This is a genomic window from Klebsiella scottii (genome assembly GCF_036561945.1).
Classification (GTDB): Bacteria; Pseudomonadota; Gammaproteobacteria; order Enterobacterales; family Enterobacteriaceae; genus Klebsiella; species Klebsiella scottii.
The window spans coordinates 2,794,667-2,813,937 of the sequence record NZ_JARXNI010000020.1 but is presented as its reverse complement, the minus strand read 5'-3'; the positions used below and the strand labels follow the sequence as shown (position 1 = coordinate 2,813,937).

The window sequence follows — 19,271 nt, the reverse complement described above, 5'->3', positions numbered from 1 at the left end:
CGTAGCCAGATAACCCGTGCGGGCAGCCCGCGCGGGTGATGCTATTTTGGCAACCCGCAGAGCGTGATGACCCGCGCGTCGCTTTGCATCCAGTGAACCTGAACTATCTCATCATCAATTTGCATCCGCAGCACTCCTTCCTCTATATACGTCACCCGCATGCGCAGAAAATCCATCCCGAGCTGGCGGGGGAGGGAGAGCGCCTTAAACCCGCTCTCTTTTGCCGAGAACGCCAGCGTCAGCGCCAGCGCAAAGGGCAGCCCGCTGGCCGCCAGCAGCGTTTTTTCCGCCGGGTTGATAATGCTGCTGGCAAGTTCCTCCGCGAGGATTGGAGTAAAGCACCGCTCAATATCAATCCCTATAGGGCGAGAAGAGACTACCGCCAGGGCGCTATTTTCACAGTGGCTGATGCTGCCGAACCACGGCGCGGGCCACAGCGGCTGGCGCTGCTCGCCGGGCGGCGGCGGCATTTTTTCGCCAACTTCGCGCAGGGCGTGAACGGCGGCGATGCGTCCGGCAAGATGTTCGGCCTGGCGCTTACGGCCGCCTGCGGCGAGCAGGGCGTGATGGGGCAGCCACAGCAGATCCGCGGGTTGGAAGCTGGCTGGGTCGAAATCAATCCGCTGGAGAGGATGGCCGGCAAGTAAAAGGGTGCTGTGATGTGTCTGCATGAAAGGATGTTAACCGATTTCCCGGCCGCCCTCTATGGCTGGAGGGCGGCGGGATTCAGGCGAGCAATCAGAAGTGAGTGTTGACGCCCATATACCAGGTACGGCCCGATTCGTTATAGGTTTCGGCGCCCGCGCCGTACATATAACCGGTGGTGCCGCCGGTTGTCTGGGCGTTACCCGCACGCCAGTGGCGCTTGTCGAAGACGTTATCCACGCCGCCGGTCAGGCTGACATTTTTGGTGACGTCCCAGGTCGCGCTCAGGCCGAGGATGCTGTATGGGCTAACCTCGTTCTTCTCGCTGCCGGTAACCGGTTCGCCCTTGTAGTTATACTTTTTCGGCTCCTGCTTGCCGTACCAGGTAAAGGTCGACTGCACGGAAACATCCTGGTATATCTGCCAGCTGAGGGTCGAGTTGAGCGTATATTCCGGGATAATCGACAGGCGATCGCCGGTCTCTTTGTTCTTACTCTGCAGCATGTAGGTGATGTTGTTGGTCCAGTTAACGGTCTCGCTAACCGGAACGTTTAACGTCCCTTCCAGGCCCTCAACCACCGCTTTCGGCACGTTCTCCCACTGGTAAATATCGGTTTTCACCTTACCGCTTGATGTAGAGGAGAGCGGCGCGTATCCCGCTTCGATTTTGTCGCGGTAATCGTTGCGGAACCAGGTCACCCCGGCCAGCCAGCCGTCTCGTTTAAACTCAAGCCCAATCTCTTTGTTGATGCTGGTCTCTGCCTTCAGGTCATCGTTACCCACCATATAGCAGCCGGTGCCGGTTGCGCTGGCGTAGCAGCCCTGGCCCTTACTGTACAGGATGTAGTTCGGGTTGGTCTGATACAGGCTCGGCGCTTTATAGGCGCGGGCAATACCCATCTTCAGGGTAAAGTCGTCGCCCAGGCCCTGGGACAGGTTCAGCGATGGGCTCCAGTTATTGCCGACGATGCTGTGGTGATCGAAACGTAGCGCCGGCGTCAGCATGGTGGAATCGGTGAGCTCAACGTTGTCTTCGGCAAACAGCGAGAAGATCTCCGCCTGTGAGTACGGGCTGCGGTTGGTACTGCTTGCGCCCGGAATATCGCCACCCATAAAGGTCTGGGTATTGGAGGCGTTATCCTTCATCCGCTGCTGGTTCCATTCGCTCCCCAGGGTCAGGTTCTGATTGACCCACAGGTCGAACGGAATGCTGATTTCGCTGTGCAGCATCACGTCGGAAAGGTCGGTATCGGAGAACAGGTTGCTGTTGAAGATACCTTCTGTGCCCCCGGCCAGGCCTTCGCCCTTACGCGAGTTGCGGGTGTGCTCGTACTGCGCCCAGTTGCTGGTGGTGATACCATTATCCCAGCCGCCGTTCCAGGTGACGGAGTAGGTCTGACGATAGAGACGGTTGGTCTCTTTACCGTAGTTCTCTTTCACCAGGTCGTTGGTGTTGGTGTTCTGCGTGTCGCCCGCGTAGAGGTTGCCCTGGCGGCTGTAACCTGACTCAAACTCCAGCGACTGCATCGGCGCGAAGTCCCAGCGCACGACGCCGTTGATACTTTTGTTTTTAACCCCTTCACGCCCGGCAGGCATGGTATCGGCGTAGATGCCGGTACGCTCGGACTGATGCCCCTGGTTAATATCCCAGGCATCGGCCTGCGTCTTCTCAAGGTTGCCGAACAGGCGGAAGCTGAAATCGCCGCCCAGCGGACCGTTGAGGCTGAAGTTAGTGCGCTTGGTGGAGCCCTCGTCTTTATGTTCCGGAGCGTTCATGTAGGTATTCCATGAACCGTGCCACTCGTTGCCGCCTTTTTTGGTGATGATATTGACCACGCCGCCCGCCGCGCCGTTGCCGTAGCGCGCCGCAGCAGGGCCGCGAATGACCTCAATGCGTTCGATCATTTCCGGCGGCACCCAGCTGGTATCGCCGCGGGTGTCGCGCTCGCCGCGCCAGCCGAGACGAATAGAGTTGCGGCTGGTGACCGGCTTACCGTCAATCAGGATCAGGGTATTTTCCGGGCCCATGCCGCGAATATCAATCTGGCGGTTGTTGCCGCGCTGGCCGCTGGTGGAGTTGCCGGTCAGGTTAACGCCCGGCATAGTGCGGATAATTTCTGAGACATCGCGGGCCGGTGGACGCTTACGAATTTCATCGGCGGTGATGGTGGAGACGCCGGGAGCCTGCAGATTCTGTTCCGCCGCGGTAACGACCATAGTCTCTTCGGCGGCCGCTTTTTTGCTGTCTGTGGTCTCTTCCGCGCACAGCGGGAAGGCAACACCATAAATTCCCAGATTGACCAGCAAGGCCAGGGATTTGATCCTGTTATTCATTTTAAATCCTGCTGTCTGTTGCCGCTTTCCCCAAAGGCCCCTTCCCACCGGGAGAGGAGACGGCATACACCAATGTTGCCAGTAGAGGACAAATGGGTTCCATCTCTGGCATGTTTTTAGAAGTTACTCTTATCAACGCGCGGTAATACGCTATTGCAAATGCAAATAGTTATCAATAATATTATCAATAAAATATTACGTTTATTGATAAATATCACGATAAACATAGGGTTATTGAATGCTCAAGACAGGAAGCGATGACTGGTGGCAGATTCTTACCGGCCCGCAGTCAGAGGCGTCTGGCGATGCATACCGGGTGACGTTCTGGTGGCGGGACCCGGCGGGCAGCGAGGCCACTTCGGCGACGCGGCGGGTGTGGATTTACATCACCGGCGTCACCGACCACCACAAAAATGCCGTCCCGCAAACCCTGCGGCGCGTCCCGGGCACCGATGCCTGGCAATGGCAGACCACGCTCTCGTCGACCTGGCGCGGCAGCTACTGTTTTATCCCCTCCGAACGCGATGACGATTTTGCTCCTGAGATTTTTAACGGCGACAGTCCGGACCGCACGCTGCTGCGCGAGGGCTGGCGACGTCTGCTGCCGCGTGCGGTTGCCGACCCGCTCAATCCGCAAAGCTGGAAGGGCGGGCGCGGCCACGCGGTCTCCGCGCTGGAGCTTGCGCAGGCGCCGGAGCAGCCCGGCTGGGCGCTGCGCGATGAAAATTACGCCCCGCCGGTCTGCATTCAGTGGCGCAGCGCGCGGCTTGGCAACAGCCGTCGGGCGTGGATTTATGCCACCGGCGACGGCGCGGCGGAAGAGCGCCCGCTGGCGGTGCTGCTGGACGGCCAGTTCTGGGCCGAGAGCATGCCGGTATGGTCGCCGCTGGCCGGACTCACCCGCGAGGGCCGGCTGCCGGCGGCGGTATATCTGCTGATCGACGTGATTGATAACGCGCACCGCGGCCGCGAGCTGCCCTGCAACCGCGATTTTTGGCTGGCGGTGCAGGAGGAGCTGCTGCCGCAGGTGCGTCAAATCGCGGCCTTTAGCGACCGGGCCGAGCGTACCGTCGTGGCCGGGCAAAGCTTTGGCGGCCTGGCGGCAATGTTTGCCGCCCTGAACTGGCCGCAGCGTTTTGGCTGCGTGCTCAGCCAGTCCGGCTCCTACTGGTGGCCGCACCGCGGCGGCGCGCAGGATGGCGCGCTGATTGAAGGCCTGAGTTCGGGCGAGCTGCGCGCCGAGGGGCTGCGAGTCTGGCTCGAAGCCGGCGAGCGGGAGCCCCTAATTTTCCGCGCGAATCAGGCGCTTTTAGCCCGGCTGCAGCGGCCGGAAGGGACGGTGTTCTGGCGCCAGGTTGACGGCGGACACGATGCGCTGTGCTGGCGCGGCGGGCTGACGGCGGGACTGATTCAGCTGTGGCAATCTACAGAATCCGCCCCTTCGCAACCCAATCATTGATCATGCGCCAGGGCTGCCGACGCGGCCAGCAGGATAGCGAGTATTAACAGGAGTTTGAAATGCAATTCAGTAACCCCTTCGATAATCCGCAAGGGCAGTTTTACATTCTGCGTAACGAGCTGCAGCAGTACAGCCTGTGGCCCCATCACTGCGCGCTGCCGGAGGGCTGGACGGTAGAGTGTCCACCGCAGTCGCTGGAAGCGTGCAATGCCTGGCTGGCGGCGAACTGGTCAACCCTCACCCCCGCGCACTACGCGTCCTAAGGAGCCGATGATGACCACTCGTTTACCGCTGGTTGCAGCGCAGCCGGGGATCTGGATGGCGGAGCGGCTGTCTACGCTGCCCGGCGCCTGGAGCGTCGCTCACTACGTCGAGCTCAGCGGCAGCCTCGATCCGGCGCTGCTCGGCAGGGCGATCGTCGCCGGTCTGAGCCAGGCCGATACGCTTAGCATGCGCTTTTGCGAAGACAACGGCGAAGCCTGGCAGTGGGTTGATGAGGCCCGGGCCTTCGACGAACCGCAGTACCGCGACCTGCGCGAGGCGGACGATCCGCACGAGGCCGCGCTGGCAATTATGCGGGCCGACCTCGGACAGAATTTGCGCGTCGATAGCGGGAATTCGCTGGTCTGCCACCAGCTGCTGCGCACGGCGGATAATCGCTGGTACTGGTATCAGCGCTATCATCATTTACTCGTAGATGGCTTTAGTTTCCCCGCTATTACCCGCCAGATCGCCGCCATTTACCGCGCCTGGCAGCGCGGCGAGGCGACGCCGGAGTCGCCGTTTACGCCGTTCGCTGAGGTGGTGGAAGAGTATCAGCGCTATTACGGCAGCGACGGCTGGCAGCGGGACAAGCAGTTCTGGCAGGAGCAGCGCAAGGCGCTGCCGGCGCCAGTCTCGCTCTCCGCCGCGCCGCTGGCGGGACGGGCAACGGGCACGGAGATCTGGCGCCTGAAGCTTGACGCTGACGCCGCGACGTTCAGCCGTCTGGCCGCCGGCGCCCCGCAGTGCCAGCGCGCCGACCTGGCGCTGGCGCTTACCGCGCTGTGGCTGGGGCGCCTGTGCGGCCGTATGGACTATGCCGCCGGCTTTATCTTTATGCGCCGCATGGGATCGGCGGCGCTGACCGCGACCGGGCCGGTGCTTAACGTCCTGCCGCTGGCGATAAACATCGATGCCCAGGAAACCCTGGCCGAGCTGGCGCTCCGCCTGGCCGGACAGCTGAAAAAAATGCGTCGCCACCAGCGCTATGATGCGGAACAAATCGTCCGCGATAGCGGCAAGGCCGCGGGCGATGAGCCGCTGTTTGGCCCGGTATTAAATATCAAAGTCTTTGATTACGTTCTCGATATTGACGGCGTGCAGGCGGTGACGCATACCCTGGCGACCGGCCCGGTTAACGATCTTGAGCTGGCGCTGTTCCCGGACGAAGCCGGCGGCCTGTCGCTGGAAGTGCTGGCCAATAAGCAGCGCTACGATGAGGCCACGCTGCGCGCGCACGTTGAGCGCCTCTCCGCGCTGCTTGCCCAGTTTGCCGCCGACCCGGCGCTGCGCTGCGGCGAAGCGAACATGCTGTCAGCGCGGGAAACGCAGCGGCTGGCGGAAATCAATAATACCGGCATCGCGCTGCCCGCCACGACGCTGAGCGCGCTGGTCGCAGAACAGGCGATGAAGACCCCGGATGCGCCCGCGCTGGTGGACGCCAGCTGGCAGTTCAGCTACCGCGAAATGCGCCAGCAGGTTGTGGCGCTCGCCGAGGTGCTGCGCGCGCGGGGGGTTAAGCCCGGCGATAGCGTGGCGGTGGCGCTGCCGCGTTCGGTCTTCCTCACCCTGGCGCTGCACGCCATCGTTGAAGCGGGCGCCGCCTGGCTGCCGCTCGATACCGGCTATCCTGACGATCGCCTGCGCATGATGCTCGAAGACGCGCGCCCGACGCTGCTGCTGACCTCTGACGATCAGCTGGCGCGCTTTAGCGATATCCCCGGGCTTGCCAGCCTGTGCTATCAGCAGCCGCTGGCGGCGGGGGATGACGCGCCGCTGGCGCTCTCAATGCCGGAGCATACCGCCTATATCATCTTTACCTCCGGCTCGACCGGACGCCCGAAAGGGGTGATGGTGGGGCAGACCGCGATCGTCAACCGCCTGCTGTGGATGCAAAATCACTATCCGCTCGGCGCCGATGACGTGGTGGCGCAGAAAACGCCGTGCAGCTTTGACGTCTCTGTATGGGAGTTCTGGTGGCCGTTTATCGCCGGCGCCCGGCTGGTGATGGCGGAACCCGAAGCGCATCGCGACCCGCTGGCGATGCAGCAGTTCTTCGCCCGCTACGGCGTGACCACGACCCACTTTGTGCCGTCGATGCTGGCGGCGTTCGTCGCTTCGCTCGACGCGGAAAACGTCACCGCCTGCCAAACGCTGCGGCGGGTATTCTGCAGCGGGGAAGCGCTGCCGACCGGGCTGTGCCGAGAATGGGAGGCCCTGACCGGCGTGGCGCTGCATAACCTCTACGGTCCGACCGAAGCGGCGGTAGACGTCAGCTGGTACCCGGCCTGCGGCGCGGAGCTGGCGGCGGTGACCGGCAGCAGCGTGCCGATCGGCTGGCCGGTGTGGAACACCGGATTACGTATTCTTGATGCCGCGATGCGCCCGGTACCGCCCGGCGTCGCGGGGGATCTGTACCTTACCGGCATCCAGCTGGCGCAGGGCTATCTCGGACGTCCGGACCTGACCGCCGGCCGCTTTATTGCCGACCCGTTTAGCGCCGGCGAGCGCATGTACCGCACCGGGGACGTGGCGCGCTGGCTCGATAACGGGGCGGTGGAGTATCTGGGGCGCAGCGACGATCAGCTGAAAATTCGCGGCCAGCGCATTGAGCTGGGCGAAATAGATCGCGTCATGGCGGCGCTGCCGGAGGTGGCTCAGGCGGTCACCCACGCCTGCGTCTTTAATCAGGCGGCGGCGACCGGCGGCGATGCGCGCCAGCTGGTCGGTTACCTGGTGTCTGAATCCGGGCTGCCGCTGGATACCGCGGCGCTGAAAGCGCGTCTTGGCGAGCAGCTGCCGCCGCATATGGTGCCGGTGGTGCTGATCCAGCTGCCGGCGCTGCCGCTGAGCGCTAACGGCAAGCTGGATCGTAAAGCGCTGCCGCTGCCAACGCTGAGCCAGGAGCGTCGCGGCCGGCCGCCGGAGTCAGAGAGCGAGCGTGCGGTTGCCGAGGCGTTCAGCCAGCTGCTGGGCTGCGAAGTGAACGATATTGAAGCGGATTTCTTTGCGCTTGGCGGCCACTCGCTGCTGGCGATGCGCCTGGCGGCGCAGCTGAGCCGCCGCTTTGCGCGTCAGGTGACGCCGGGACTGGTGATGGTCGCTTCGACGGTAGGGCAGCTGAGCGCGCTGCTGGCGTCCGATCTGAGCGACGAGCAGGCGCAGCGCCTGGGCTTTGATACGATTTTACCCCTGCGTAAAAGCGACGGCCCGACGCTGTTCTGCTTCCATCCGGCCTCCGGCTTTGCCTGGCAGTTCAGCGTGCTGGCTCGCTATCTCAACCCGCGCTGGTCAATTACCGGCATTCAATCGCCACGCCCGGAAGGGCCGATGGTGAGCGCCGCCAGCCTTGATGAAGTCTGCGAATCTCATCTGCAAACTTTACTGGCGCAGCAGCCGCACGGGCCATATTACCTGTTCGGTTATTCCCTCGGCGGCACCCTGGCGCAGGGAATTGCCGCGCGCTTACGCCAGCGCGGCGAAGCGGTAGCGTTCCTCGGGCTGCTGGATACCTGGCCGCCGGAGTCGCAAAACTGGGCGGAAAAAGAGGCCAACGGCCTCGACCCGCAGGTGCTGGCCGAAATTGATCGCGAGCGGGAAGCGTTCCTCGCCGCGCAGCAGGGTCAGCCGTCCGGCGAGCTGTTTAGCGTGATTGAGGGCAACTACGCCGACGCGGTGCGCCTGCTGACCACCGCGCACAGCGCGAAGTTCGACGGCAAGGCGACCCTGTTCGTTGCGGAAAAAACGCGCCAGCCGGGGATGGACCCGCGGGCGGTGTGGGGGCCGTGGATCGGCGAACTGGAGGTCTTCAGCCAGGCGTGCGCGCACGTCGAGATCATCTCTCCGCAGGCCTTTGAGTCGATAGGTCCGGTGGTGCGGGAGATTCTGGAATAGGTAGAGCGTCGCCCGGAGTTATCCGGGCGACCCCGGCGCATAATCCTGTAACCCCGGTAAGCGTAGCGCGACCGGGGTTTTTTTATGCTTTAGCCTGGGAGAAAAGGGGAGGCTAGCGTCGGCCCAGCGGCACCACCAGCGGCGTATGGGCGACCGGATCGTCGATGATCGTGCAGCGCAGGCCGTAAATCCGCTCGATAAGCTCGGCGGTAACGATCTCTTTCGGCGCCCCTTCGGCGATAATTTTGCCGTCGCGCAGGGCGATCAGATGGGTGGCGTAGCGGCAGGCCTGGTTGAGATCGTGCAGCACCGCCGCCAGGGTATAACCCTTCTCGCGATTCAGCTCGCTCAGCAGCTCCAGGAGATCGATCTGATGGCTGATATCCAGCCAGGTCGTCGGCTCATCGAGCAGCATGATGGCGGTTTCCTGCGCCAGCACCATTGCAATCCACGCGCGCTGACGCTGGCCGCCGGAGAGCGTGTCAACGCTCTGCAGCGCAAGGTCGGTGATGCCGGTGGCCCTCATCGCCTGATTGACCGCGTCATCGTCTTCTTTACGCCAGCGGGTGAACATCGGCTGATGCGGATAGCGGCCGCGGGCAACCAGCTCCTGGACGGTAATATCGCCCGGGGTGGTGGCGTTTTGCGCCAGCAGGCCGATCCGCCTGGCCACGTCCTTGCTGGCGTAGCGCTGGATCTGCTCACCGTCGAGATAAACATGGCCGCTGGCCGGAGTCATCAGGCGGCTGAGGGTGCGAAGCAGCGTCGATTTGCCGCAGCCGTTGGGGCCGATAATGGCGGTGAAGTGGCCGTCGGGAATGGTCACGTTCAGCGATTCGGCGATGATCTTTTTGCCGTATGCCAGGGTCAACTGGTCGCCGCGCAAACGGGGGGTTACAGCGGTCATTTTTTGCGGGACTCCTGAATTAACAGTGCGATGAGATAGATACCGCCGAGGCTGACGGTGACGACTCCCACCGGTAGCTGATAGGGCATAAACAGACGCTGGGCGCTGTAGTCGGCCAGCGCCAGCAGCAGCGCGCCGCACAGCGCCGACTGGGTCAGACCCCAGCGCGCGGTGCCGCTGAGGCGGCGGGCGATATGCGGAGCTACCAGCGCAATAAAGGAGATCGGACCCGCCAGCGCGGTGGCGGCGGCGGTCAGCACCACCCCCACCAGCATCAGCAGCAGGCGAGAGCGCTCAACCCGCACGCCCAGCGCGCAGGCGGTGTCGTCACCCATTTCCAGCAGGCGCATACGCCGCGCCAGCAGCACGCTGCACGCCAGCATCAGCACAATAAGCGGCGCCGATGGCCAGGTTTTACTCCACGTCAGCCCGTTGAGCGAACCGGCGTTCCATAGCCCGGCGGAAAGCGCGGTTTCCAGCGACGCGCGCAGCAGCAGCCAGGTATTGAACGCCACCAGCATCGCGCGGATACCGATGCCGATAATAATCAGCCGGAAGGTTTCAATCCCGTTACGCCAGGCCAGCAGCCAGACCAGCAGGGCGGTAAGCACCCCGCCAACCATCGCCGCCAGCGCGATAGCCGTCAGGTTCTGGCCAAAGATCACCATCGCCACCAGCACGCCGCTCCACGCGCCGGTGTTGAAGCCCATGACGTCCGGGCTGCCCAGCGGGTTGCGCATCAGCGACTGAAAAATCGCGCCGCTGACGCCCAGCGCCGCGCCGATCAGCAGCGCCATCAGCACCCGCGGCAGCCGCCATTCGGTGACTACCATCGTAATATTACGCGGCGCATCGCCCAGCAGAGCGGAGATAACCTGCTCCACCCGCAGCGGCACCAGGCCGCTGCCGAGCCCCCAAAGGGAAACCAGCACGCTGGCGACGATCAGGATAAAACAGCTAAGCAGTAAACGACGGGAAGGGGCGATCACATTGCACCTCCGCGCGGCTGACGACGCACCAGCCAGATCAGCACCGGCGCGCCGATAAAGGCGCTGACTACCGATACCCGCAGCTCTCCGGGAACCAGCAGGCGGCCAAGAACATCGGCAAACAGCAGCAGCGCCGGGGTTGCCAGCAGGGTGACCGGTAGCGACCAGCGGTGGTCGGCACCCACCAGCCAGCGCGCCATATGCGGCATCATCAGGCCGATAAAGGCGATTGGGCCGACCACCGCCGTGGCGCTGCCGCAAAGGACGGTTATCGCCAGCAGGCCGATAAACTGCGTGCGCGCCACCCGGCTGCCGAGCGCGGTGGCGGTATCGCTGCCGAGGCTCAGGCTGTTCAGCGCCCGGCTGAGCAGCAGCGTGACGGCGCCGGCGATCAGCACCGGGATCAGGACAATTTTAAGCGTTTGCAGGGTACGGATATCCAGCGAGCCGGCCTGCCAGAACCGCAGCTGGTCGTATACATCGGGGTTAAGCAGCGCAATGCCGTTAGAGAGGCCTTCGAGCACCGCCGCCAGCGCGACGCCGGCCAGGGTCAGGCGCACCGGGCTAAGCTGACCTCCGCCCTGGCTGCCGGTGAAGGCCACCAGCAGCGAGGCGGCAAAGGCGCCGCAAAAGGACATCAGCAGCTGTTCCTGCGGAGAATGAATGCCGAACAGCGCGGCGCCGAGGACGATCGCGAAGCTGGCGCCGGAGTTGACGCCCAGAATGCCGGGGTCGGCCAGCGGATTGCGGGTGAGGGTCTGCATCAGCGCCCCCGCCAGGCCCAGCGCGACGCCGGCGAGCAGTCCGGCAAGGGTGCGCGGCAGGCGGGCATCGAGCACGATGGTGCAGTCAGCGCTCTGGCAGGTGCCGGTAAAGGCATCCACAACGACGTTGAGTGGCAGAGGTTTGGCGCCGACCAGCAGGCTGAGCGCAATCGCAACGGCTAAAACCAGCAGCAGACCAGGCACGGCAACGGCGCGCACCGTGGTCGTAGAAAACGACATAGTTCACATCCCTGACATGATAATGATAGTAATTATCGTTATCGATTCTATCCAGTTATGTTAGCATGGCGGCCCCTAAGAATGGTATACGCAAATCATTCGGGATGCATCGCGACGGCAGGGCGTGGGCGCCCGGGCGCTGACGCACAGCGCCGCTCGGGCGAAGAGTCAATCCGCCCGCAATGGCCCGAGGTGCAGCGAGGCGGGGTCGTTCGGTCGCCGCCGGCGCATCTGCAGCCCGACGTATGACGAGTATTGATGGAAAATAATAACAAGGTGTTGTAATGAACCGACAATCCCGGCTGCTGGACCTGAGCCTGCTGAAAACGCATCCGGCGTTTCGCGCCGTCTTTATCGCCCGCTTTATCTCTATCCTCTCGCTTGGCCTGCTGGGCGTTGCGATCCCGGTACAAATCCAGATGATGACCCACTCCACCCTGCAGGTGGGACTCTCGGTCACTCTGACCGGCGGCTCGATGTTTATCGGCCTGATGGTGGGGGGCGTGCTGGCGGATCGCTACGAGCGTAAGCGCCTGATCCTGCTGGCGCGCGGTACCTGCGGGATCGGTTTTGTCGGCCTGTGCCTGAACGCGCTGCTGCCCGAGCCTTCGCTGATCGCCATCTACCTGCTGGGCATCTGGGACGGCTTCTTTGCCTCGCTGGGCGTGACGGCGCTGCTGGCGGCAACGCCCGCGCTGGTCGGGCGGGAAAATCTGATGCAGGCCGGGGCGATTACCATGCTGACGGTACGCCTGGGCTCGGTGATTTCGCCGATGATCGGCGGCCTGCTGCTGGCGACCGGCGGCGTGGCCTGGAACTACGGCCTGGCGGCGGCCGGAACCTTTATCACCACCTTGACCCTGCTGCGCTTACCGCAGCTACCTCCGCCGCCGCAGCCGCGCGAGCATCCGCTGAAGTCGCTGCTGGCGGGGCTTAAGTTCCTCTTTAATAGCCCGCTGATTGGCGGTATCGCGCTGCTTGGCGGCCTGCTGACGATGGCGAGCGCGGTGCGCGTGCTCTATCCGGCGCTGGCCGAAGGCTGGCGGATGTCGGCCTCGCAAATCGGCCTGCTGTACGCGGCGATCCCGCTGGGCGCAGCGCTCGGGGCGCTAACCAGCGGCCAACTGGCGCAAACCGCCAGGCCTGGCGCGCTGATGCTGGGCACCACCGTCGGCTCCTTTGTCGCCATCGCGCTGTTTAGCCTGATGCCGCTGTGGCAGCTGGGCGCGCTGTGCCTGGCGCTGTTTGGCTGGCTGAGCGCCATCAGTTCGCTGCTGCAGTACACCCTGATTCAAACCCAGACGCCGGAGGCGATGCTTGGGCGCATTAACGGCCTGTGGACCGCGCAGAACGTCACCGGCGATGCCGTTGGCGCCGCGCTGCTGGGCGGCCTCGGCGTGATGATGACCCCGGTCGCTTCGGCAAGCGCCAGCGGCTGGGTGCTGGTTATCGTTGGTGCGATTTTGATTGGGCTGCTGAGTGAATTACGCCGCTTTCAGCGTCCGGAGACGGTGAGCGAAAGTTGAGCCTGCTTCCCGGCCAGGCGTTGCGCCGGCCGGGAACAGGGTTTAGCCGAAGAAGGTTGCGAGACGCTGCAGCACCAGCATGGCGCTGTAGTAGTCGAGACGGAACGTTTCGATGCCCAGCGGATAGACGCGTTTGGCTTCGACCGCAGGCAGGTGGGCCAGCAGCGGATTAGCGTAAATCGCCTTAACGTCCTTCTCGTCGCCGGCGAACAGGAACAGGCTTTGACCATTGAGTCCGGCGGCTAAATTCTCCCCGCCCAGCTGGACGATATCGTGACGTTTACCCTGACTCTGGCTGGCATGCAGCCCGGCGGGCAGGGTGGCCAGCGTAAAGCCCAGCTGTTCGAGCATCTGGCCCTGAGCCGACTCCGGCGTCCACAGATTGGCGCTATGGGCCGCGGCGGTATAAACCAGCGCGCTAACCGGCTGCGGCGGTAGCTTCATCTGCTGCTTCAGCGCCGCCAGCTGTTTATCAAACTCAGCAATGCGCACCGAAGCCTGCTGTTCCTGACCGGTAATCTGCCCGAGCTGGGTGAGCAGCGCCTGCCAGCTTTTGTCGTCGTAGTTGATGATAAGCGTTGGCGCAATAGTAGAAAGCTGATCGTACAGCGCCAGCGCGGAATCGCCCCCGGTGGCGCTAATCAGGATCAGGTCCGGCATCTGCGCGGCGACGGCTTCAGCGCTCGGCTCGCCGATATAGAGTCGCGCCAGCTTACGATCCCGGGCGACTGTGCTCCACTGACGCAGAAATCCCTGAGCATCGGCCACGCGGTTATTCGGCGTGGTGGCCCCGCTGGCTACCACCGGGGCATCAATCGCCAGCAGCGAGCCGGTGAGGGTGACGCTGGTGGAAACAATGCGCAGCGGCTTGTGTTCGAGGGTGTGCGCGCCGCGGCTGTCGGTAATCTGACGCGGCCAGTCGGCGGCGAGCGCTGAGGTAATTCCTAAATACGCCAGCCCGCAGGCCAGCAGAGTACGGCGGCACAAAGTGGAGAAATTCACGAATTTGCATCCTGATTGAGTTGAGATAAATGCGTCTCATTTTCAGCTTTGTGCCGCATGGATGCAAGCCTAAGTAGCACAACATGCTGTTTATACGGTTGACATGTAGAGCAATACCTTTTAGGTTAGCCAACCAAAATATAAATGATAATTATTCGTAATATCTTTATCGTTTTTGGAGGATGATATGGAAACGTCACTGGCCGAGGATGTACGGGAACAAAAAATGACTCTGGCACCAGAAAGCTTCTTCTTTATGTCGCCGTACCGCAGTTTTAGCACTTCAGGCTGTTTCAGGCGCTTCTCCCATTCCGCCGCCGACGGCGATGCGCTGACCGGTGAATTCCAGCAACAAATGGCCGCCGCGTTCCGGGAGGCGAAAGCCGCCGGGATCCACAAGCCGGTGATGGTCGGTGCGATCCCCTTTGATACCCGCCAGCCGTCCGAACTGTTTATTCCCGAGCGCTGGGAAACCTTCTCCCGCACCGGCAAGCAGCAGTCTGCGCGCTACGCGTCAGGCCAGGCGGCGATGGACGTCGTGGCCCGGCAGGAGATCCCCGAGCAGGACGCATTTATGGCAATGGTCGAGCGCGCCGCCGCGCTGACCGCTACGCCGGAAGTCGATAAGGTCGTACTGTCGCGCCTGATTGATATCACCACCCGCGATCGCGTGGACAGCGGTGCGCTGCTGGAGCGCCTGATTGCGCAAAACCCCGCCAGCTTTAACTTCCATGTGCCGCTCTCGGACGGCGGCGTTTTACTCGGCGCCAGCCCGGAGCTGCTGCTGCGTAAAGAGGGCGATAGCTTTAGCTCCCTGCCGCTGGCGGGATCGGCCCGGCGCCAGCCGGACGATGTGCTGGATCGCGAAGCGGGCAATAAGCTGCTGGCTTCCGGCAAAGATCGCCACGAGCACGAGCTGGTGACCCAGGCGATGAAAGCGGTGCTCGCGCCGCGCTGCCGCGAGCTGTCGCTGCCGGACTCTCCGCAGCTGATCACCACCCCAACTTTATGGCATCTGGCGACGCCAATCGCAGGGACCGCCGCGGCCGGGGAAAACGCCATGTCGCTGGCGTGCCTGCTGCATCCGACGCCGGCCCTCAGCGGTTTCCCGCACCAGGCCGCCACGCGCCTGATCCGCGAGCTGGAACCGTTCGATCGCCAGCTGTTCGGCGGCATCGTCGGCTGGTGTGATGACGAAGGCAACGGTGAGTGGGTTGTGACCATTCGCTGCGCCCGCCTGCATCAGCACACGCTGCGCCTGTTTGCCGGCGCAGGGATCGTTCCGGCCTCCTCTCCGCTGGGGGAGTGGCGCGAAACTGGCGTCAAACTGACCACTATGCTGAACGTGTTCGGCTTGTATTAAGAGGCGATGATGATTGCATTTAACCGCTGGCCGGAAAGTTTTGCCGCCCGCTACCGTGAAAAAGGCTACTGGCAGGATCTGCCGTTAACTCAGCTGATTACCCGTCACGCGGCGAGCGATGCCGTGGCGATTATCGACGGCGAAGTCCAGTACAGCTATCGCCAGTTCAACCAGCTGGTGGATAATCTCGCCTGCTCCCTGCAGGGCATGGGGCTCAAACGCGGTGAAACCGCGCTGGTGCAGCTGGGCAACGTCGCCGAATTCTATATCACCTTCTTTGCGCTGCTGCGCATCGGCGTGGCGCCGGTCAACGCGCTGTTCAGCCATCAGCGCAGCGAGCTCAACGCCTACGCCACGCAAATTGAACCCGCGCTGCTGATTGCCGATCGCCAGCATGCGCTGTTTGCCGACGATAGCTTCCTTAACGGATTTATCGAACAGCATCCGTCGGTGCGGGTGGCGCTGCTGCGCGGCGATAGCGGTGAGTATGACCTGGCCGCGGCGATCGCCCAGCCGGCCGCAGGCTTCATCCCTAACCCGACGCCTGCCGATGAGGTGGCTTTTTTCCAGCTCTCCGGCGGCAGCACCGGCACGCCAAAGCTGATCCCGCGCACCCACAACGATTACGAATACAGCATTCGCCGCAGTAATGAAATTTGCGCTATCAGCGCCGATACGCGCTATCTCAACGCGCTGCCCGCGGCGCATAACTATGCGATGAGCTCGCCGGGATCGCTGGGGGTGTTTCTTGCCGGAGGACGGGTGATCCTTGCCGCCGATCCGAGCGCCACGCTGTGCTTCCCGCTGATTGAAAAGCATCAGATTAACGTTGCCTCGCTGGTGCCGCCGGCGGTCAGCCTGTGGCTGCAGGCGATCCACGAATGGGGCAGCAATGCGCAGCTGCAGTCGCTGCAGCTGCTGCAGGTTGGCGGAGCGCGCCTGTCCGCGACGCTCGCCGCGCGCATTCCGGCCGAGATTGGCTGCCAGCTGCAGCAGGTTTTCGGCATGGCGGAAGGGCTGGTGAACTACACCCGCCTCAGCGATAGCCAGCAGCGCATTATCAATACCCAGGGCTGCCCGATGAGCCCCGACGACGAAGTGTGGGTCGCGGATGCCGAAGGCAACCCGCTGCCGCGCGGCGAAGTCGGCCGCCTGATGACCCGCGGGCCCTACACCTTCCGCGGTTACTATAAAAGCCCGCAGCATAATCTGGAGGCGTTTGACGCCGACGGGTTCTACTGCTCAGGCGATCTGATCTCGATCGACGAAGACGGCTATATCACCGTGCAGGGGCGTGAGAAAGATCAGATCAACCGCGGCGGAGAGAAGATCGCTGCGGAAGAGATTGAAAACCTGCTGCTGCGCCACCCGGCGACGATCCATGCCGCGCTGGTGAGCATGGAGGATAGCCTGCTGGGCGAGAAAAGCTGTGCGTATCTGGTAGTCAAAGAGCCGCTGCGCGCGGTCGCGGTACGCCGGTTCCTGCGCGAGCAGGGCGTGGCTGAATTTAAGCTGCCGGATCGCGTGGAGTGCGTGGACGCGCTGCCGCTGACGCCGGTGGGCAAAGTCGATAAAAAACAATTACGTCAGTGGCTGGCTGAACGCAAGCTGGGCTGAAGGAGAAGACAGAATGGCCATTCCTCAATTACAGGCTTACGCGCTGCCGGAAGCCAGCGATATCCCGGCGAACAAAGTAAGCTGGGCCTTTGAGCCGTCCCGCGCCGCGCTGCTTATCCACGATATGCAGGAGTATTTCCTCAACTTCTGGGGTGAAGATAGCGCGATGATGGCGAAAGTGGTCGCCAACATTGCCGCGCTGCGCGATTTCTGCAAGCAGCACAATATTCCGGTGTTTTACACCGCGCAGCCGAAAGAGCAGAGCGAGGAAGATCGCGCCCTGCTGAACGATATGTGGGGACCGGGCCTGACCCGCTCGCCGGAGCAGCAGCGGGTGATTGCCGCCCTGGCGCCGGACGAAAACGACACCGTGCTGGTGAAGTGGCGCTACAGCGCGTTCCACCGTTCGCCGCTGGAAGAGATGCTGAAAGAGAGCGGACGTGACCAGCTGATCGTCACCGGCGTGTATGCTCATATCGGCTGCATGACGACCGCTACCGATGCGTTTATGCGCGACATCAAGCCGTTCTTCGTTGCCGACGCGCTGGCGGACTTTAGCCGCGAAGATCATCTGATGGCGCTGAAATACGTCGCCGGACGCTGCGGTCGGGTGGTCATGACCGAAGAGCTGCTGCCGCTGCCGGCGTCAAAGGCGGCGCTGCGCGCGCTGATACTGCCGCTGCTCGATGAGTCAGACGAGCCGATGGATGATGAAAATCTGATCGACTACGGCCTGGATTCGGTGCGCATGATGGCGCTGGCCGCGCGCTGGCGCAAAGTGCACGGCGATATCGACTTCGTCATGCTGGCTAAAAATCCCTCTGTTGACGCCTGGTGGGCGCTGCTGTCCCGCGAGGTGAAATAATGGCCGCTCTCGATTTTCAGGGCCAGACCGTATGGGTTACCGGAGCGGGTAAGGGCATCGGCTACGCCACCGCGCTGGCCTTCGTCGAGGCCGGCGCGCAGGTAACCGGTTTTGACCTCGCGTTCGCGGGCGAAAGCTATCCGTTCGCCACCGAGACGCTGGACGTGGCCGACGCGCCGCAGGTGGCTGAGGTGTGTGGTCGCCTGCTGAACGGCATTGAGCGTCTCGACGTGCTGGTTAATGCGGCCGGTATTTTACGCATGGGCGCGACCGATGCGCTGAGCGTTGAAGAGTGGCAGCAGACCTTCGCCGTTAACGTTGGCGGCGCGTTTAACCTGTTCCAGCAGACGATGCCCCAGTTCCGCCGCCAGCGGGGCGGGGCGATTGTCACCGTGGCGTCCGACGCCGCGCATACGCCGCGGATCGGGATGAGCGCCTACGGCGCGTCGAAGGCGGCGCTGAAGAGCCTGACGCTGACCGTCGGACTTGAGCTGGCGGGCAGCGGGGTGCGCTGTAACCTGGTCTCGCCGGGTTCGACCGACACCGATATGCAGCGCACGCTGTGGGTTAGCGATGACGCCGAGCAGCAGCGCATTCGCGGTTTTGGCGAGCAGTTCAAGCTCGGCATTCCGCTGGGTAAGATCGCCCGGCCGCAGGAGATTGCCAGCACCATTTTGTTCCTCGCCTCCCATCACGCCAGCCATATCACGCTGCAGGATATCGTGGTCGACGGCGGCTCGACGCTGGGGGCATAAATGGCCTGGAAACGTCAGCTGACGCTGGACGAGCTTAACGCCACCAGCGCGAATACGATGGTGGCCCATCTCGGCATTGTCTATACCCGGCTGGAAGAGGGAGTGCTGGAGGCCGAAATGCCGGTCGATGCCCGCACCCATCAGCCCTTTGGCCTGCTGCACGGCGGCGCGTCGGCGGCGCTGGCGGAGACGCTGGGTTCGATGGCCGGCTGGCTGATGACCGAAGAGGGCCAGTGCGTGGTCGGGACCGAACTGAACGCCACCCACCATCGGGCGGTCTCCAGCGGTAAAGTCCGCGGCGAGTGCCGTCCTCTGCACCTGGGCCGCCAGGGGCAAAGCTGGGAAATTGCCATCTTCGACGCCCGCGGACGGCGCTGCTGCACCTGCCGCCTGGGCACCTCGGTGCTCGGCTAAGTCGCCGCTTTCCCCGGCTCGCGCTGCGCCCGTCCGGGCTACGGTCTCATTTCTGTAGCCTGAACAGGCACCGCGCGAACGCCTTTATGACGCCACGGTTTTCATCCATTTTCCTGCCAGAAGTGATCTCGCTAGCAATGTGAGATAAATCCCTGCCCCTGGGCGACATCTACACGGTTCCGAAGTTGTTAAAATCTGCGTTGTGTTCTAGAAACAAAATGTAACAGATTGATTAC

General features: G+C 63.0%; 15 protein-coding genes. 9 read left to right on the top strand and 6 right to left on the bottom strand.

Features of this window, described 5'->3' with window-relative positions:
- Positions 1–41 precede the first annotated feature (41 nt).
- Together entD and fepA are read right to left on the bottom strand one after the other, a co-directional pair.
- Positions 42–671, bottom strand: a complete 630-nt coding sequence (gene entD, locus QFI97_RS20905; protein ID WP_346431908.1) for an enterobactin synthase subunit EntD — start codon at positions 669–671, stop codon at positions 42–44.
- Between the two features lie 67 nt (positions 672–738).
- Positions 739–2,979: a siderophore enterobactin receptor FepA gene (gene fepA / locus QFI97_RS20900; protein ID WP_095094873.1), complete on the bottom strand. Its 2,241-nt coding sequence runs from the start codon at positions 2,977–2,979 to the stop codon at positions 739–741.
- Positions 2,980–3,217: 238 nt separating this feature from the next.
- Between fepA and fes the strand changes: the two genes are divergently transcribed.
- From fes to entF, 3 genes are read left to right on the top strand one after another with little or no spacing between them, the layout of a single operon-like run.
- The gene (gene fes / locus QFI97_RS20895) at positions 3,218–4,438 is read left to right on the top strand and encodes an enterochelin esterase (protein WP_346431907.1); all 1,221 of its coding nucleotides are present in this window, start codon (positions 3,218–3,220) and stop codon (positions 4,436–4,438) included.
- A 59-nt stretch (positions 4,439–4,497) separates the two neighbouring features.
- Positions 4,498–4,701: an MbtH family protein gene (locus tag QFI97_RS20890; protein WP_041144522.1), complete on the top strand. Its 204-nt coding sequence runs from the start codon at positions 4,498–4,500 to the stop codon at positions 4,699–4,701.
- Positions 4,702–4,711: 10 nt separating this feature from the next.
- Positions 4,712–8,593 (top strand): enterobactin non-ribosomal peptide synthetase EntF, encoded by a 3,882-nt coding sequence (gene entF, locus QFI97_RS20885; protein ID WP_346431906.1) that lies wholly within the window; start codon positions 4,712–4,714, stop codon positions 8,591–8,593.
- A gap of 112 nt (positions 8,594–8,705) precedes the next feature.
- Here entF and fepC read toward each other — a convergent pair whose 3' ends face one another.
- The 3 genes from fepC to fepD are packed head-to-tail and all read right to left on the bottom strand — an operon-like array spanning position 8,706 to position 11,493.
- Positions 8,706–9,500: an iron-enterobactin ABC transporter ATP-binding protein gene (fepC, locus tag QFI97_RS20880; RefSeq protein ID WP_095094883.1), complete on the bottom strand. Its 795-nt coding sequence runs from the start codon at positions 9,498–9,500 to the stop codon at positions 8,706–8,708.
- Positions 9,497–10,489, bottom strand: a complete 993-nt coding sequence (fepG, locus tag QFI97_RS20875) for an iron-enterobactin ABC transporter permease (protein ID WP_095094886.1) — start codon at positions 10,487–10,489, stop codon at positions 9,497–9,499. Before fepG ends, fepC begins: the two co-directional genes overlap by 4 nt.
- Entirely contained in the window at positions 10,486–11,493 is a 1,008-nt protein-coding gene (gene fepD, locus QFI97_RS20870; RefSeq protein ID WP_346431905.1) for a Fe(3+)-siderophore ABC transporter permease, read from the bottom strand. The genes fepG and fepD overlap by 4 nt, the downstream gene beginning before the upstream one ends.
- A gap of 284 nt (positions 11,494–11,777) precedes the next feature.
- On the opposite strand from fepD, the gene entS reads away from it, so the two are divergent.
- On the top strand, positions 11,778–13,019 hold the full coding sequence (gene entS, locus QFI97_RS20865) for an enterobactin transporter EntS (protein ID WP_095094892.1): 1,242 nt from the start codon (positions 11,778–11,780) through the stop codon (positions 13,017–13,019).
- Between the two features lie 42 nt (positions 13,020–13,061).
- Here entS and fepB read toward each other — a convergent pair whose 3' ends face one another.
- Positions 13,062–14,021 carry a Fe2+-enterobactin ABC transporter substrate-binding protein gene (gene fepB, locus QFI97_RS20860; RefSeq protein WP_095094895.1) on the bottom strand — a complete coding sequence of 320 codons (960 nt, stop codon included), beginning with the start codon at positions 14,019–14,021 and terminating at the stop codon, positions 13,062–13,064.
- Between the two features lie 187 nt (positions 14,022–14,208).
- Between fepB and entC the strand changes: the two genes are divergently transcribed.
- The 5 genes from entC to entH are packed head-to-tail and all read left to right on the top strand — an operon-like array spanning position 14,209 to position 19,035.
- Positions 14,209–15,384 (top strand): isochorismate synthase EntC, encoded by a 1,176-nt coding sequence (gene entC, locus QFI97_RS20855; RefSeq protein WP_331850579.1) that lies wholly within the window; start codon positions 14,209–14,211, stop codon positions 15,382–15,384.
- A 9-nt stretch (positions 15,385–15,393) separates the two neighbouring features.
- Positions 15,394–17,001: a (2,3-dihydroxybenzoyl)adenylate synthase EntE gene (gene entE, locus QFI97_RS20850; protein WP_346431904.1), complete on the top strand. Its 1,608-nt coding sequence runs from the start codon at positions 15,394–15,396 to the stop codon at positions 16,999–17,001.
- Between the two features lie 13 nt (positions 17,002–17,014).
- Positions 17,015–17,866 (top strand): isochorismatase, encoded by an 852-nt coding sequence (locus QFI97_RS20845; RefSeq protein WP_095094904.1) that lies wholly within the window; start codon positions 17,015–17,017, stop codon positions 17,864–17,866.
- Entirely contained in the window at positions 17,866–18,621 is a 756-nt protein-coding gene (entA, locus tag QFI97_RS20840) for a 2,3-dihydro-2,3-dihydroxybenzoate dehydrogenase EntA (protein ID WP_346431903.1), read from the top strand. Before QFI97_RS20845 ends, entA begins: the two co-directional genes overlap by 1 nt.
- A complete protein-coding gene (gene entH, locus QFI97_RS20835; RefSeq protein WP_095094910.1) occupies positions 18,622–19,035 on the top strand; it encodes a proofreading thioesterase EntH in 414 nt (137 codons plus the stop codon). It begins immediately after the preceding gene.
- Positions 19,036–19,271 lie beyond the last annotated feature (236 nt).

Coding starts and splice junctions, on each gene's coding strand:
- entD (WP_346431908.1), bottom strand. CDS start 671: ATGCAGACACATCACAGCACCCTTTTACTTGCCGGCCATCCTCTCCAG.
- fepA (WP_095094873.1), bottom strand. CDS start 2,979: ATGAATAACAGGATCAAATCCCTGGCCTTGCTGGTCAATCTGGGAATT.
- fes (WP_346431907.1), top strand. CDS start 3,218: ATGCTCAAGACAGGAAGCGATGACTGGTGGCAGATTCTTACCGGCCCG.
- QFI97_RS20890 (WP_041144522.1), top strand. CDS start 4,498: ATGCAATTCAGTAACCCCTTCGATAATCCGCAAGGGCAGTTTTACATT.
- entF (WP_346431906.1), top strand. CDS start 4,712: ATGACCACTCGTTTACCGCTGGTTGCAGCGCAGCCGGGGATCTGGATG.
- fepC (WP_095094883.1), bottom strand. CDS start 9,500: ATGACCGCTGTAACCCCCCGTTTGCGCGGCGACCAGTTGACCCTGGCA.
- fepD (WP_346431905.1), bottom strand. CDS start 11,493: ATGTCGTTTTCTACGACCACGGTGCGCGCCGTTGCCGTGCCTGGTCTG.
- entS (WP_095094892.1), top strand. CDS start 11,778: ATGAACCGACAATCCCGGCTGCTGGACCTGAGCCTGCTGAAAACGCAT.
- entC (WP_331850579.1), top strand. CDS start 14,209: ATGGAAACGTCACTGGCCGAGGATGTACGGGAACAAAAAATGACTCTG.
- entE (WP_346431904.1), top strand. CDS start 15,394: ATGATTGCATTTAACCGCTGGCCGGAAAGTTTTGCCGCCCGCTACCGT.
- QFI97_RS20845 (WP_095094904.1), top strand. CDS start 17,015: ATGGCCATTCCTCAATTACAGGCTTACGCGCTGCCGGAAGCCAGCGAT.
- entA (WP_346431903.1), top strand. CDS start 17,866: ATGGCCGCTCTCGATTTTCAGGGCCAGACCGTATGGGTTACCGGAGCG.
- entH (WP_095094910.1), top strand. CDS start 18,622: ATGGCCTGGAAACGTCAGCTGACGCTGGACGAGCTTAACGCCACCAGC.